The organism is Hominimerdicola alba 8, from assembly GCF_000178155.2.
In the GTDB taxonomy this organism is placed as follows: Bacteria; Bacillota; Clostridia; order Oscillospirales; family Ruminococcaceae; genus Hominimerdicola; species Hominimerdicola alba_C.
Map to the genome: position 1 here is coordinate 13817 of NZ_ADKM02000094.1, position 13896 is coordinate 27712.

Below are 13896 nucleotides of genomic sequence, written 5' to 3' on the forward strand. Positions count from 1 at the left end.
TAGCATCATGAAAAGGTGCTATCCTCTTTTATGTTTATTTGAACACATCTTCCAGCGCTCTCTTGCTCAGCTCTGCCTGATTCTGCGTCAGATGATTGTAGATGTCCATGGTAACGCTGATGTTTTTGTGACCCAATCTCTCCTGTACATATTTAATAGGAAGCCCAGCTTCGAGCAGACGGGTGCAGTGTGTATGGCGCAGGGAATGGAATGTGAAAGCAGGATAGAACTTGTGTATGACCTGACTTGTGTGCTGTATCGTTCTCGGCTGAATGAAACCGCCGTTCTCATATACGTTTACAAAGTCTATCACGTTGCCTGTACTTTCGTTGATGCCGAGTTCTTCATCGTAGTATATCAGCGAGTATTCATCGGCGTAGTATTCCTTTGCCCGTATCTGCTTTTCCTGCAATTCTTTCAGCAGTTCCACGATAGTTTCATCTATATCTATCGTTCTGCTTGAATTGTACTTCGGCGGAGTCAGATACCAGAACTTCTTTTCCAGATCCCATTGAAGCTGTTTATTGATCGTGACTGTCCTGTCAGCGAAGTTCACGTTATCCCATGTGATCGCAAAGGCTTCACCGAGACGCATACCGCAGTGATAGGCGAACATCAGCGGAAGATAGGTGGAACTGCCTTTCGGGAAACGCACAAATATCTCGTCGATAATATCCTTTTCGATGACCTCACGCTTATACTGTGACGAACGGTAATTTGTGCGTGAGCCTTTGGGTATCTTCACATACGCCATAGGCGAGGTTTTCAGATAGTGAAGCGGCTGTACGGCATAGTTCAGGCTGCTTGACAGCACACCCTTGATGCCGATGACGGTATTCTTGCTGTAACCGTTAGCGACCATATCGTTGATCAGCTTCTGAAGCTGTTCCGCTGTGATCGTAGCAAGACGGTACTTGCCGATCTTCGGAGATATATGAAGCCTGATATACTTTTTATAGTTAGCGACAGTGGTTGGTTTCAGATTCGGGATACAGTACATCTCGATCCAGTAATTGAGGTAGTCGTGCATGGAAAGTTCGGAAGGCGTGTTCACTGTGCCTGCGGTCTGGTATTCGTGCATAGCCTTGACACCTTCGCTGACCGCTTCTGCCTTTGTATTGAAACCGCCCTTGCTGATACGCTTTCGCTTGCCGTCCATTTTGGCTATCTCAAAGTAGTATTCCCATTTCTTTCCACGCTTGCGAGCGTTGATATCTGCCATAAGATCACCCTCATTTATTATAGCGCGCCACACCCGAAAAAGTCAAGCATTTTTGTCACCCATTTGTCACCCAAAAATAAATTTTTGTGAGTAAAACGCCGTCAAAATAGATTTTGATAAATTTTCGACAATGCGTTATAACGGCGTAGTTACGGGCTTTTCTCGTCATTGCAAGTCACTTCTCGTAACAGTAAATTTTTTTGACATTGCATGGGCAACAACCCGATGGTTGGTGCGACAGTTGCTTGCGCAGTTGCTGTTGAAGAGGCTATGAAGTGATTCGCTCTGCGCGATTAAATTCAAGCACTTATAACATGTATCATGATGACACTCGTTCTTCTGAGCGAGTGTCATTTTTATGCCCGAAAACAGGCGCAAAAAAGAGCCTTTCCGCCATATGGCAGAAAAGCCCTTGTTGCTGTTCAAATGTAAAATAAATGTGGCTATTTCGCTGAAACACCCCAAAAACTTAAGGCGATCGGCGCGTATATTTTTGTTTACCTATTTTTTAGCACACCAGCTGAAAATGCTGTAAACAAAAGGATAATTGAGCGCCCCATATCTTTCTCCAGCCACCTTAAGTTCTGTAAAACCGCCGTTTTTTGTGGTGTGTCAGCGGGATAACCACGTAAATAAATGCAGAACTACGCCCACTCGCATCATCAGATGCGGTTATCAAGGAACGCGAGGGTCTTTTCATCATAGACCAAGTCCTGCGCCGCCATGTTCTCTTCCATCTGCCACAGCTTTGTCACCGCGAAAACCGATGATACAAAGAACGGCTGACTGTTCAGATAGCCCAGCGGTACTACTGCGGGCGGAGTGCCTGTTTGCTTGCAGAGCTGCTTCACGCGCGCGAGTCTTGCAAGGTTCGCGGTAGATGCAAACTGGCTCTCAGGGAGATTAGTCGCGGCATCGCCTTTGGCAAACTTCGCGAAAAAGCCCTTAGCCTGCGGCGAAAACGCCATAACAGGGAAGTGGTGCCTGCGGTACCAGCTAAATTCCTTCGTGTCCATACAGACCAGAGTCGGGTCACCCAGAATATCAGTGCTTGCGTGGGCAAGAGAATAGTTTATCTGGCTGATGCGTATCAGTTCAAGACCGTTTTCAGCCGCGAAACGGTTAGCCTTTTCTATGCGGGCGGTAGTCCAGTTGGAAACGCCGATGAAATGTACCCTGCCCTGACGGTAAAAGTCATCAAGTATCGGCATGATCTCCTCGACAGGCAGGTGGGTGTCATCACGGTGCAGGAAATATATGTCAACATAGTCGGTCTTAAGGCACTCAAGACTTTTGGCGAGGTCATATTCAAGACTTGCCCTGTCAAGTCTGGATTCGCCCGTTTGTCTGTCATGGTGACCGCCTTTGGTGGATATGATGACTTTATCACGGTTGTTGCGTGCTTCCAGCCAGTTGCCGATGACTTTCTCGCTGACATCAGCGCCGTCTTCGACCCATTCGCAGTAAACACGGGCAGTGTCAATGCAGTTGCCGCCCAGTTCGATATACTTGTCAAGAATCGAAAAATAGATATCCTCGTTGGCGAACCTGTCAAAATTGGCAGTCCCGTAGGTAAGGCTGGGAACTTTTATCTCGTATTTATCGTTTTTGAGTGTGTAGCTTAACATTTTGCTTTGACCTCCCCTTATAGTATGATAATATCAAATCATAAGCGGGAAAACAGCTGATAATGCGCCCCGCAAGTTTGTTATCTGATAATTATAACATATAAATATCGTGATTTATATAATAAATTGTTAAATTTTATGTTTTTGATATTGCCCTCTTGACAAACGAAGAATTATGGTATATAATAGTTTGTGTTGTAAAGCTGTTAGGCTTTACAGATGTGCGAGAAAAGTAACAGTTTGTCGGAGGGGAGTTGACCGTTATGGCGAAAAGCATCGAGATGTATAGTTTGCTTGACCTGTACGGCAAACTGCTGACCGAGAAGCAGTTCAATATAATGGATCTGTACTATAATGATGACCTCAGTCTTGGTGAGATAGCGGCTGAATGCGGCATCTCCCGACAGGGCGTACACGATGCGGTGAAGCACTGCGAAAAAGCACTGACCGAGTATGAAGAAAAGCTGGGTCTGCTGGCGGCGCAGAAAGCATATGTTGAAGAACTTAAAGAGTTCAAGGCGCAGGCACTTGATGTTTTCAATGAGTGCAAGCGTATAAACCTGTCAAGACCCATCGCAGAAAAGACGATAGTCCTGCTGGAGAACCTTGACAGTAAACTGGCTGAGTACGACACCGAAGGTCTTATCGAGGAAGCCGAGAACGAATAACGGCAGGTCGTGTCTGTAGAATTTATTGGCGGCAGAGATAAGCCGCGTTAGATAGCGAATTTTTGAAAGGGAGGCAGTGCTGATGGCATTCGAGGGTTTGAGCGAAAAGCTCGGCAGCGTATTTAAAAAGCTGAAAGGAAGAGGCAAGCTGACCGAAGCCGATGTAAGAGAGGCTATGAAAGAGGTCAAGATGGCGCTGCTTGAAGCTGATGTAAGCTACAAGGTCGTTAAGGATTTCGTGGCTAATGTCACCGAGAGAAGTGTCGGTGAGGATGTGCTGAAAAGCCTTACTCCCGGTCAGCAGGTAATAAAGATAGTTAATGACGAACTTGTCAAGCTGATGGGCGAGGCAAATTCAAAGATAAATTTCCCAAGCAAACCGCCTTGCGTAATAATGATGTGCGGCTTGCAGGGTTCGGGTAAAACGACCCATGCGGCAAAGCTGGCTAAGATGTTCAAGCGTCAGGGCAACAGACCTCTGCTGATAGCGGCAGACGTTTACAGACCTGCGGCTATCGACCAGCTGAAGATCGTCGCTGAAAAGGCTGATGTCCCTGTGTTCGAGATGGGACAGATCGATCCCAGAAAGATAGTCAAGCAAGGTCTTAAACAGGCAAAAGACTACGGAAACGATCTGGTCATCATAGATACTGCGGGTCGTCTGCATATCGATGAAGAACTGATGGACGAACTTAAGGATATCAAGAAGATCGCAGAACCCAGCGAAATAATGCTGGTAGTCGATGCGATGATCGGTCAGGACGCTGTAAAGGTGGCTTCCAGCTTTGATGAAGCGCTGGGCATCGATTCGGTAATACTGACAAAGCTCGATTCCGATACAAGAGGCGGCGCGGCGCTGTCGGTGCTGGCTGTTACCGGTAAGCCTATCAAGTTCGTGGGCATGGGCGAGAAACTGGACGAGTTCGAGCCTTTCCACCCTGAGAGAATGGCTTCGAGAATACTGGGCATGGGCGATATGCTCACCCTTATCGAGAGGGCTACCCAGACTGTTGATGAAGAAGAAGCTGAAAAGCTGGCAAAGAAACTCCAGTCTGAAGGCTTTGATCTCAATGATCTGCTGGATCAGATGAAGCAGATACAGAAGATGGGCAGCGTGAAGAGCATCATCCAGATGCTTCCCGGTGCCAATAAGATAACCGATGAAGACCTTGAATCGGGTGAAGCAGCGCTGAGGAAGACCGAAGCGATGATAAACTCCATGACAAAGGCTGAGAGGGCAAGACCTCAGATAATAGATCCCAAGCGCAAAAGACGTATCGCAGCGGGCAGCGGCACTCAGGTGTCAGATGTCAACCAGCTGCTCAAACAGTACGATGCTATGAAGAAAATGATGAAGGAAATGGGCATCGGCGGCGGTATGCTGCATGGCAAGAGTGCAAGACGCAAGAGAGCGGCGCTGATGAGAGGTCTGGGCGCAGGCAAGCCCAAGCAGTAAGATATGATGTTCGCGGCACTGCTCTTCATGGTGCTGGGCGGTATCGTGATATGGTGCTGCTTTGCAAACATCGATATATTTTTCAAGATAGTAAAGACAGGCAGTCTTAACAGGACAGCAGCGAGAGCCGTGTACATCGGCGTTGGTCTGCTGCTGGTGGTGTTCAGCATAATGCTGTTTATGAACATGTGAGGTGACGATATGACCAACGTGTTTGCATTTCTGATGAGTTTTGCAGTCGGCTTTTTTGCGATATTCTGTGCCTACAAGGACTATGACTGGTTTATGAACAGCCATAAGGCAAGAATATTTGTAAAGCTGTTTGGCAGGAACGGTGCGAGAATATTCTACATGGGTCTTGGCGTGTTCATTGTCGTCATTGGTTTGCTGCTTGTAATATTTGGCTGAGTTTTCAATGCGGAGTTCCCCGCTTGATATAATTTTTAAGGAAAGTACGGAGGTGAATTTGAAATGGCAGTAAAGATCAGACTGAGAAGAATGGGTGCTAAGAAGGCTCCTTTCTACAGACTTGTTGTTGCTGACTCCAGATATCCCAGAGATGGCAGATTTATCGAGGAGCTGGGTTACTATGATCCTACCAAGGAGCCTTCCCTGGTAAAGCTTGACGACGAGAAGGTAAAGAGCTGGATCGCTAAGGGCGCACAGCCTACCGATACAGTAAAGGCTATTCTGAAGAAGAACGGCACACTGTAATATACTGAGCAGGCGGCAGGATATCAATATTATTTTGCGCCTGTATTTGTATAAGCAGCTTATTTGTCGGTAAGGCATACGTATCCCGCATCAGCCTTACCGATTTGCTTTTGCGGGAGGTAATGGAGGTTGCATAATGAAAGAATTACTTGAAACTATCGTTGCCGATCTGGTGGAAGACAAGACCGCCATTGAGGTCACTGTTGATGAGCCGAATGATGAGGGCGTTGTGGTTTACCACTTGCACGTCGCAGCTGAGGACATGGGCAGGGTCATAGGCAAGCAGGGCAGGATAGCTAAGGCTATCAGAGTTGTTATGAGAGCCGCTGCTTCAAAGATAGGTCAGAAGATAATGGTCGAGATCGACTGATAGAATTTCCCCCGCAGTTTGTTTTTACTTTGACTGCGGGGGCATTTTAATTCATAATTCATAATTCATAATTCATAATTTGATTATCCCGCTGATGCACCAAAATAAACGATGTTATATCGGGAATTGAATACAGTTGATAAAGGTATTTTGCAGTGGTGTGCTAAAGGGATAGTCATATTCTCTATTATAGCGATCCAACTGTTTAAATTCACAAAATCCGGTCGCAAAAGCTAGTATCTATGGGTTTTGTGACCGGATCTTGTCTGAATTTTAAGGCGGATCGCTATAAGACACCGCTTAAAACGCCGAGATGATGACAAGATCTCACAGTGGTGTTTATTCGCGCTGAAACGCTTTTGCAGGCGGCTTTCTTGTTTAAGTGGTGTGCTGAAATGGTCGCCATATAGATCAAAAACGAGGTGTTTTACCATGACTTTGCGTTACCCTGATATTTTTCCGAAATTTGTCTGTACCTGTTCGGACTGTAAGGACAACTGCTGTAAGATGGGCTGGGATATTGAGATAGATGAAGATACTCTTGCGTATTATCGCGGACTTGACAGTGAACTGGGCAGGCGGCTTTGTGAGAACATTTATGAGGAGGACGGCTGTTACTATATGTCACAGCCCGATGGCTGTCCGTTTCTGTCGGAAGAGGGGCTGTGCAGTGTCCAGCAGGAGTGCGGGGCGGAGCATATCTCGGAGATATGCCGCGAACACCCTCGTTTCTACGAATGGTTCGGTGATTACAAGGAGGCGGGTCTGGGGCTTTGCTGTGAGGAAGTCAGCCGACTGGTGCTGACACACGAACGCCCGATGCTGTTCACTGAGAAGCAGACCGATGAAGCGGCAGACGACCTCGAATTTGATGCTGAACTTTTTGCGGCGGTAAGGACAGTTCGTGACAGGCTGATCGACATAGCGCAGGACAGGGGTTTTTCAGTCCTGCAAAGGCTGGTGGTGCTGAGTTACTGCGCGGAAGATATAGGCGATGCGGTGTTTGACGAGGACACTGAGCGGCTGAAACAGCTTTCGGGTATGCTGGCGATAGACGGTTTCCGCATGGAGATAGTCGTTCATGCACAGCAGAATATCAAAGAGCGCAGGAAGGTTTTCGGTAAGGCGGCTGAACTGTTGCGGCTGTTCTCGGTATTCGGCAGAATGGAATACATGGGCAGTCTGGGCGGGCGTTTTGAAACAGATGAAAAAACGGCTGAAAAGATGCTCGGTGCGGAAGCGGCTTTTGAAGCGGTATATGCGGGCTTTCAGCATGAACTTGAAAATGTGCTGGTTTATTTTTTGTACAGATATTTCATCAAGTGTTCCCGCGACCTTTCGGCGTGTGAAAGATTGTTCAGTGCGGTCTGTATGACGCTGGCTGTGCGGGGGCTTTTCCTGAGGGAGTTTGCCGAAAATGGAAGTCTGCCGAGCCTTGAAAGGCGCATAGAACTGGTCAAGGAGTTCTCGAAAGAGGTCGAGTATGACAGCGACAACATGGATATCATTTATGAAGAGATACAGCAGAATGCTGATATCAGGGATATCCTTTGCGGACTGTGCATGTAAGGCGGTGGCGGTATGGGACTTTTCAGGAAAAAGACAGTCAGAAAGATACCAGATGGCTGTGAGGGTCTGGAGATAAAGGTGCAGACTTCCACCTGTACAGGCGAGAAGACCATTGGTTTTTTTGACAGAAAAACAGGTGAACTGATGTATAAAGAACTGGTTCGCAATAAGGCGGATATCGATGCTTTTTATGACAGCTACGGGCTTGTGCCGCCTGAGGGATAAAAGTGCGGAAAATGCCCATAATAGATAGGAAAAACGCTTCACCCCGCGTTCGGTTTTGTCTATAAATACTATTGAAATTTCGGGGCGGTTATTGTATAATGGAATATGTCAAAAAACAGGCTTATTGTGTACTTTTGAGAGGTATTATATGGAAATTATAGATAAGAAAAACAAACAACTCTTAAAGGAGTATGAAAATTTCGCCAAGAACAGCGAGTACGGCAATTTCATGCAGTCGCTGAGATGGCCTAAAGTCAAGGAAAACTGGGGCTGGGACGCTGTTATTTCGCGCGGCGCTGACGGCAAGATAAGAGGAACTTGTCTGGTCATAATCAAGAACATTCCCGTTTTTCCGACGACATTTCTGTATGCACCTCACGGTCCTGTGTGTGACTGGAGCGATAAGGAAGTCATGGCTGACCTCTTTGAGGGCGTAAAGGTGCTGGCTAAAAAGTACCACGCCTATCAGTTCATGATGGATCCGCCTTTTGAAGAGAAGGAGAAGGATCGCTCGAAGATAATCACTGACATGGGCTTCTCGCACATCGAGAATGCGGCTGAACTGACCACCATTCAGGCGAGAAACAACTATATGCTGAGAAATATCAAGGGCAAGACCGCTGACGAAGTCATGATGAGTTTCAAGCCCGACTGGAGGAACCGTATCAGAAAAGGTCCTAAAAAGGGCGTTTACTGCGAGATATGCGGCACTGAGGCACTGGACGATTTCTACCCGATGATGGAGGCTACCGGCATACGTGACGGTTTCTCCATAAGGGGCAAGGAGTATTTTGTGAAGTTCATCGAGGGGCTTGGCAAGGAACACTGCCACCTGTTCATGTGCTATGTGGACGAGGACGGCAAGAAAATACCTCTTTCCGGTGCGGTGACCACACAGTATGCGGGCAAGACTTGCTATGTTTACGGCGCATCTGCCAACCACCACCGCAATCTCTACCCTAACTACCTCATGCAGTGGACTATGATAAACTGGGCGCTGGAGGGCAACTGCGAGATATACGACTTCATGGGCATACCTTTCTACACCGATGAAACAAATCCCAACTATGGTGTGTACAAATTCAAGAAGGGATTCAACGGTGAGGTAGTGACTTACGCAGGCGAATATTTCTACACTTTCAGACCTGTAATGAAGAAGATAGTGGACTTCGCTGAAAAGGTATACATGGATATGCACGAGCGCAAGCGTCAGAAACTTCTGAAAAACCGCAATACTGACATGCAGTAAACTTGATATTATATAATTGACCCCCTGCTGTGTGCGGGGGGTTTGTTTTGTCTAAAATAGACAAAATTGGGGCGTTTATTAGATTAGTTCACCAAACTTGCAGACAATTTTTCAAAGTTGTCTTTACAAATCAAAAAAAGTATGGTATAATTCAAGTAATTGGTAAAGTCATATTGTTGTACAAAAATGAACATATAATGATAATTTCATAAGATGTGTAATAATTTTGGTGCAACAAATATTTAGGGAGGGTCGAGATGGATAATTACAAATATTTGTCAATAGTTGAATGGGTAAAGAAACAGATCGAGGAAAAGGGGCTTAAACCAGGTGAGCGTTTTCTGACCGAGAAACAGCTTTGTGAGATACACGGTGTCAGCAGGCAGACCGTAAGGCAGGCGCTGATGCTGCTGGAAAGCGAGAATGTAATAGTCAGGGTGAGGGGCAGCGGCACATTTGTCGGCAACGGCATCGGCAGGACTGCGCCTGTGACCGTCAAGGGCAGTATAGGCGTTATCTCAACCTATTTCAGCGACTATATATTCCCGCATATCGTGACGGGCGTTGAGAATGTGCTGGGCGCGGCAGGCTGCACGATGCAGCTGGCGATAACCCACAATCAGGTCTATGAGGAAACTCAGGCGCTGGAAAGCATGCTGGCAAACGGCGTACAGGGATTGATAGTAGAGCCTTCAAAGAGTGCGCTGCCAAACCCGAATATGGAACTTTATGCCCGCATCAAGCGCGAGAATATCCCGCTGCTGTTCTTCAATGCGAAGTATCCGTGGGCTGACCAGCCCTGCGTGGCTATGGACGATTATGCGGCAGGCAAGACGGTCACTGACTATCTGTTCAGCTGCGGTCACCGCGATATCGCAGGCATTTTTGCGCTTGACGACTTGCAGGGGCACAAGCGTTACAGCGGCTATATGGACAGCTGTCTGGCGCATGGTGTGGCGGCATCTGAGAGGAATGTCATGTGGTTCGCGACATCTGAGCGCAACGACATTTTTACCTACACATCTGACAAGCTGCTGGAACTGCTGAGGGGCAAGACCGCAGTGGTATGCTATAATGACAAGATGGCTGTTAAGCTGCTACAGTTGTGCAGACAAAACGGAATACGTGTGCCTGAGGATATTTCGGTAGTGGGCATAGACGATTCGCGCTATGCTTCGATATGCGAAGTCCCGCTGACTACAGTACATCACCCTCAGAGAAAGCTGGGCGAGGCTGCTGCGCGAATGCTGCTTGACATGATAGAAAAGCACACAGGCACCCGCGAGGACGTACTGTTCACGCCCGAACTGGTGATACGCGATTCGGTGCGCGACCTCAATGCGGCAGACGACTGAATCATGTCAGGAATGACAAAATGATATATGCGTGATTTGTACGTATAAATTTCTCCACTTTTCAAACAAAAGCACCGCAGGCATCTTTTGCGAGGGTCTGCGGTGCTTATTTATGTGGTGCTGTTTTTCAACAATTTTTAAAAAGCGAGTTGAAAATTTCAGCCTAAAGCTGAAAAGTTCGCACAAAAAAGCCCGCGATGAACGCGGGCTTTGCTTATCATATCGTATTATCACTTAGCGTCTTTCTTGTCAACGAACTCACCTGTGGTGACATCGAATGCTTCACGGGACTTGCTGCTGATTATGAACCATACAACGCCCACTGCAACGATAACGCCTGCAGCAATGCCGACAACTATGCCGATTATATTCTTTTTGGTGTTTGCCTTTTCCTTCTTTTCAGCTTCTTCTGCCGCCTGTGCGATGGAAGGGTCTACCCAGTGATCGCCTTCGTCCTTGCAGTTGGTGATGGTAACGCCTGTTACAAGTATCTTTGCATCATTGGTCGAGCCGAAAAGTACGGCGTCAACCTTTTCAAAGTTGTCACTGCCGTATGCGGCTACGATATCAGCATAAGCAAATTCCTCAGTGTTGGAAGCAGCATCAACAGTTGCGGGGGCTACCTTCGCCCACAGACTGCCGTCACTGCCTGCCAGAGGGCTGTCAGGGTAAGACCAGCTCTGGAAAATAAGCTCAACAGGGTAGCCTGTAGCCTGAGTTTCATCAAAGTGGTCTTCAACGATGTCATAAGTGACCTTGATGACCGAATCGGGGGTCATTCTGGTGGCATCGAAGTTTTTGGCGCCGTTGGGGTCTTCTCTGTTGTAGCCGAACTTTACGCTCTGTGTCCAGCCTTCTGACTCGATAGCATCCGAGCAGTCAAGTGTGACATCGCCGTCAGCAAAGGCTGTCAGCGCCGAACCGGTCATAATGCCTGCCGCCATCAGTACAGAAGCGAATTTTTTGAAAATACCATTCCTCATTCTTATAATCTCCCTTTCAGTTTTGAAATTTTATCCTTTACGTTCTCTCATTTACGTATACTACCATATTCCATGATTATTCTAGCACATTCGGATTGATAAGTAAAGGGGGAATAAGTTTTTTTAAGCATTTGTTCACACATTTTAAAAGGCGGCAATAAACCTGTTGACAAGGCGTGAAAAATCGGTTATACTATAAAATACAGTAAGTTAAAAATGGCAGATTATGTTATATAATAAACATTTCTGTCAAATTTTTATTGTTGGGGCGACTGAAAAAATACGGAGGGAAAAGAATATGAGGAACGCCATCGGTGCAAGGCTGGCAGGGTTCAAGATAATACTGCTGGTGGCAGGTATCGCGATGATCGCAATGAGCATGGGCGATGCAGTCAAGATATGGAAGAGCGATTTCGCGAAGCTGTATGACAAGAGTATCACAGGATTTAATGAAGACGAACTGGTGACAGGCAAGATCGAATATGTGATCGATCCCATAGCTACGCTGGAGAGCAGTCAGACTGTTTACGGCATACCTGTCAGCAAGAAGATGACACCTTACTATCTCTGCATGATACCTTATAATGAGAAGACAGGTGAAGACGGCTATTACATTATCGTCCATGCGACTAAAGATGATACCATAAAGGCGATGGACAGCCTTGTAATAAGCACAGCTTTCGCACTGGAACACTACGATCAAGCTGTGAAGAGCAACAAGAAGCCTGTTTCGCTGGAAACAAAGACAAGACCCATTCCCGAAGAGGTGATGGATTATGCGCTGGAATACATGAATGACGGAGAGTCTTCCGATGCGGAGATAAAGAGTTATATTGCCGACATGATGCTGGAAGAGAAAGATTTCGGCGCAGCTAAGTGGGAACCTCTGCTGGGGCTGGTCATCACACTGATACCGATAGTTTGGTTCATCATATCGAAGAAGAGAACTCAGGCTTACAAGAACAGCCGCACACACTATGTAAATCAGGGTCCTTCCGACCCGTATAATACTGCACCTGTTCCGCGTGAGGGTGCGAGCGGTCAGCCGATGCGCCGCTACAGTCCTGAGGCGTACAACGCTCACACATATGCGGGCGGTATATCGCCTGAACAGGGCGGCGTTCAGCAGAACGGTCAGCAGTCCGCAGGCAGGCGCTACGACCCATCAGCTTACGGCGGCGGCGGTGACTATCAGCCGGGTGAGATGGATTCGATAGACACATCGAACCTGAAGCTGTAAGGGGTGGAATGATGCGTATACTTGCAGTTGATTACGGAGATGCAAGAACAGGCATAGCTATCTCGGACAACTCTGAGTTTTTAGCTTCCCCTGTCTGCACCATAACCGAATACCACGCCGACCGCCTTGCACAAAAGGTGGCTGATATAGCCAAAGAACGGGGCGCGGGCGAGATAGTTGTGGGTCTGCCGATAAATATGAACGGCACTAAGGGCGAACGCGCCGAAAAGTGTGAAGCCTTCGCGGAGATGCTGAGGGGACTGGTCGATGTGGAAGTAAAAATGTGGGACGAACGTTCGACCACAGTAACGGCGCACCAGTACCTCAACGAAACTAATGTGCGCGGCAAAAAGCGCAAAGCTGTCGTTGACACGGTGGCGGCGACTATCATTCTTGAAAGCTATCTGGCTTTCAGAAAAAAGTCGGGCAGATAAATTTGATGTTAACACCCGTTCTCTGGCGAGAGCGGGTGTTTTTTATATATGAAATAAAAAGCGCCCACGAAAAACGTGAGCGCATTTTTTCTTGAATCGAATGCTGAATATCAGCAAAAACATCACAGCAGGTGTCCATGTCAATAATTATGAATTATGACTATCCCTTTAGCACACTATAGCAATCCGCCTTAAAATTCAGACAAAATCCAGTCACAAAACCCATAAATCCTAGCTTTTGCGACTGGTTTTTTGTGAATTTAAACAGTTGGATTGCTATAGCTGAAAATGCTGTAAACAAAAGGATAATTGAGCGCCCACGAAAAACGTGAGCGCATTTTTTACTGAATTATAACGTCAAATCAACACAGCAGGTGTCCATGTCAATAATTATGAATTATGAATTATGAATTATGAATTATTCAATTGACTCCCTCTGCGAAGGTTATGGGTACGCCGAAAAGCACCCCTGCGTTGGGCTGAGTAAGATCGCCCGTTACGCTGACAATGGCATTCCTTGCCACCTGTACCTGATCTTCATGTACTGCAACGAAGATGGTCTTGCCTTTCTGGTCGGGGTCTTCGCCGCTTAGCAGAGCGCGGAGAACCCCTATCATCGGCAGATTGTCCATATCAGAAATGGACTTTGCCATACCCATGCTGTCAATGCAGGTGCCGCCTCTTATACCTGCCGAAGCCAGCGCGTGCATTATCTCGTCCACCAATTCTACCCTCTTTATCACCAAAAACAACAGCTGCATTTTAAGCACTTCCTTTCTATCT

At 47.0% G+C, this 13896-nt stretch carries 17 protein-coding genes; 13 read left to right on the forward strand and 4 right to left on the reverse strand.

Annotation, left to right across the window (positions count from 1 at the left end; genetic code table 11):
* Positions 1–34 precede the first annotated feature (34 nt).
* Positions 35–1222, reverse strand: coding sequence for a site-specific integrase (locus tag CUS_RS11530; protein ID WP_002850940.1), 1188 nt, complete (start codon positions 1220–1222; stop codon positions 35–37).
* 210 nt (positions 1223–1432) lie between these two features.
* Between CUS_RS11530 and CUS_RS20790 the strand changes: the two genes are divergently transcribed.
* Positions 1433–1501, forward strand: a complete 69-nt coding sequence (locus tag CUS_RS20790; protein WP_227945356.1) for a GGGtGRT protein — start codon at positions 1433–1435, stop codon at positions 1499–1501.
* A gap of 383 nt (positions 1502–1884) precedes the next feature.
* Here CUS_RS20790 and CUS_RS11535 read toward each other — a convergent pair whose 3' ends face one another.
* Positions 1885–2850 (reverse strand): aldo/keto reductase, encoded by a 966-nt coding sequence (locus CUS_RS11535; protein ID WP_002850901.1) that lies wholly within the window; start codon positions 2848–2850, stop codon positions 1885–1887.
* 263 nt (positions 2851–3113) lie between these two features.
* Here CUS_RS11535 and CUS_RS11540 point away from each other — a divergent pair, with 263 nt between their 5' ends.
* From CUS_RS11540 to CUS_RS11585, 10 genes are all read left to right on the forward strand, one after another.
* Positions 3114–3518: a putative DNA-binding protein gene (locus tag CUS_RS11540; protein ID WP_037277203.1), complete on the forward strand. Its 405-nt coding sequence runs from the start codon at positions 3114–3116 to the stop codon at positions 3516–3518.
* Between the two features lie 82 nt (positions 3519–3600).
* Entirely contained in the window at positions 3601–4974 is a 1374-nt protein-coding gene (gene ffh / locus CUS_RS11545; RefSeq protein WP_002850959.1) for a signal recognition particle protein, read from the forward strand.
* A gap of 3 nt (positions 4975–4977) precedes the next feature.
* Positions 4978–5166 carry a hypothetical protein gene (locus CUS_RS11550; RefSeq protein WP_002850927.1) on the forward strand — a complete coding sequence of 63 codons (189 nt, stop codon included), beginning with the start codon at positions 4978–4980 and terminating at the stop codon, positions 5164–5166.
* Between the two features lie 9 nt (positions 5167–5175).
* A complete protein-coding gene (locus CUS_RS11555) occupies positions 5176–5382 on the forward strand; it encodes an Imm17 family immunity protein (RefSeq protein WP_002850924.1) in 207 nt (68 codons plus the stop codon).
* 63 nt (positions 5383–5445) lie between these two features.
* Positions 5446–5688, forward strand: coding sequence for a 30S ribosomal protein S16 (gene rpsP / locus CUS_RS11560; protein ID WP_002850953.1), 243 nt, complete (start codon positions 5446–5448; stop codon positions 5686–5688).
* Positions 5689–5824: 136 nt separating this feature from the next.
* Positions 5825–6058, forward strand: coding sequence for a KH domain-containing protein (locus CUS_RS11565; RefSeq protein WP_002850957.1), 234 nt, complete (start codon positions 5825–5827; stop codon positions 6056–6058).
* A gap of 432 nt (positions 6059–6490) precedes the next feature.
* Positions 6491–7627 (forward strand): flagellin lysine-N-methylase, encoded by a 1137-nt coding sequence (gene fliB / locus CUS_RS11570; RefSeq protein ID WP_002850947.1) that lies wholly within the window; start codon positions 6491–6493, stop codon positions 7625–7627.
* 12 nt (positions 7628–7639) lie between these two features.
* Entirely contained in the window at positions 7640–7852 is a 213-nt protein-coding gene (locus CUS_RS11575; protein WP_002850908.1) for a hypothetical protein, read from the forward strand.
* Positions 7853–8000: 148 nt separating this feature from the next.
* Complete coding sequence (locus CUS_RS11580) at positions 8001–9101, forward strand: lipid II:glycine glycyltransferase FemX (RefSeq protein WP_002850954.1); 1101 nt, start codon at positions 8001–8003, stop codon at positions 9099–9101.
* Positions 9102–9358: 257 nt separating this feature from the next.
* Entirely contained in the window at positions 9359–10456 is a 1098-nt protein-coding gene (locus CUS_RS11585; RefSeq protein ID WP_002850971.1) for a GntR family transcriptional regulator, read from the forward strand.
* Positions 10457–10686: 230 nt separating this feature from the next.
* On the opposite strand, the gene CUS_RS11590 is transcribed toward CUS_RS11585, so the two are convergent.
* The gene (locus CUS_RS11590; RefSeq protein ID WP_002850967.1) at positions 10687–11439 is read right to left on the reverse strand and encodes a hypothetical protein; all 753 of its coding nucleotides are present in this window, start codon (positions 11437–11439) and stop codon (positions 10687–10689) included.
* A 298-nt stretch (positions 11440–11737) separates the two neighbouring features.
* Here CUS_RS11590 and CUS_RS11595 point away from each other — a divergent pair, with 298 nt between their 5' ends.
* Both CUS_RS11595 and ruvX read left to right on the forward strand, forming a co-directional pair.
* Positions 11738–12679, forward strand: a complete 942-nt coding sequence (locus CUS_RS11595) for a hypothetical protein (protein WP_002850952.1) — start codon at positions 11738–11740, stop codon at positions 12677–12679.
* A gap of 11 nt (positions 12680–12690) precedes the next feature.
* Positions 12691–13113, forward strand: coding sequence for a Holliday junction resolvase RuvX (gene ruvX, locus CUS_RS11600; RefSeq protein WP_002850906.1), 423 nt, complete (start codon positions 12691–12693; stop codon positions 13111–13113).
* Positions 13114–13535: 422 nt separating this feature from the next.
* Here ruvX and CUS_RS11605 read toward each other — a convergent pair whose 3' ends face one another.
* Positions 13536–13874 carry a hypothetical protein gene (locus tag CUS_RS11605; protein WP_002850941.1) on the reverse strand — a complete coding sequence of 113 codons (339 nt, stop codon included), beginning with the start codon at positions 13872–13874 and terminating at the stop codon, positions 13536–13538.
* Positions 13875–13896: the final 22 nt, after the last annotated feature.